Here is a 1,407-nt window from a genome sequence, read left to right as displayed (position 1 = left end):
CATGCCGGTCAAGGCCAAGGGCAGCGGCGAGCTGCTCGGCGTGGTCGGCGGCGACCTCAGCCTCAGCACCCTGGTCGACATCATCAACGCCGTCGACTTCGGCGGCATCGGCCACGCCTTCCTGGTCGACCGCAACGGCCAGGTCATCGTCAGCCCGGACAAGGACCGGGTGATGAAGAACCTCAAGGACATCTACCCAGGCTCGCCCCTGCGCGTGGAAACCGGCATCCAGGAGGTCAGCCTCGACGGCAAGGACCGCATCATCTCCTTCGCCCCCGTCGAAGGCCTGCCTTCGGCACAGTGGTTCATCGGCCTGTCTATCGACAAAGAAAAAGCCTACGCACCTCTCAGCCAGTTCCGCACTTCGGCCATCATCGCCATGCTCATCGCCGTGGCCGTCATCGCCGGCCTGCTCGGCCTGCTGATCCCAGTGCTGATGCGGCCGCTGACCACCATGGGCCGCGCCATGCAGGACATCGCCGAAGGCGAAGGCGACCTGACCCGCCGCCTGACCGTCGAGCAGAAGGACGAGTTCGGCGAACTGGCCACCTCGTTCAACCGCTTCGTCGAGCGTATCCACGCCTCGATCAGCGAAGTCTCCTCGGCCACCCGCCTGGTGCATGACCTGTCGGAAAAGGTCGTGGTCGCCTCCAACGCCTCGCTCACCGGTTCCGAAGAGCAGAGCATGCGCACCAACAGCGTCGCCGCCGCGATCAACGAACTGGGCGCCGCCACCCAGGAGATCGCCCGCAACGCCGCCGACGCCTCGCAGCACGCCAGCGGCGCCAGCGAGCAGGCCAACGGCGGTCGTCAGGTGGTCGAGGAAGCCATCAGCGCCATGACCGCACTGTCCGAGCGCATCAGCGAGTCGTGCGAGCAGATCGAGACCCTCAACGCCAGCACCGACGAGATCGGCAAGATCCTCGACGTGATCAAGGGCATCTCCCAGCAGACCAACCTGCTGGCCCTCAACGCCGCCATCGAGGCCGCCCGCGCCGGTGAAGCCGGCCGTGGCTTCGCCGTGGTCGCCGACGAAGTGCGCAACCTGGCCCACCGCACCCAGGAATCGGCCGAAGAGATCCACCGCATGATCACCAGCCTGCAGGTCGGTTCGCGCGAAGCCGTGCACACCATGAACACCAGCCAGGTGTCCAGCGAAGAGACCGTGCAGGTCGCCAACCAGGCCGGCGAGCGCCTGGCCAGCGTGACCCAGCGCATCGGCGAGATCGACGGCATGAACCAGTCGGTGGCCACCGCCACCGAGGAGCAGACCGCCGTGGTCGAGAGCCTGAACCTGGACATCACCCAGATCAACGCGCTGAACCAGCAAGGCGTGGAGAACCTCAACGAGACCCTGCGCCACTGCGACGCCCTGAGCCAGCAGGCCGGGCGGTTGAAGCAACTGGT

The 1,407-nt window shown here is 66.5% G+C and carries 1 protein-coding gene; it reads left to right on the top strand.

Annotation, left to right across the window (positions count from 1 at the left end):
• Positions 1-1,407 (top strand): methyl-accepting chemotaxis protein McpA (gene mcpA / locus F3J43_RS23635; RefSeq protein ID WP_166892998.1); only part of this gene is annotated, 1,407 nt, incomplete at both ends.

Source organism: Pantoea sp. Cy-639, assembly GCF_011752525.1.
Taxonomy (GTDB): domain Bacteria; phylum Pseudomonadota; class Gammaproteobacteria; order Pseudomonadales; family Pseudomonadaceae; genus Aquipseudomonas.
This window is presented reverse-complemented; position numbering and strand designations above follow the sequence as displayed.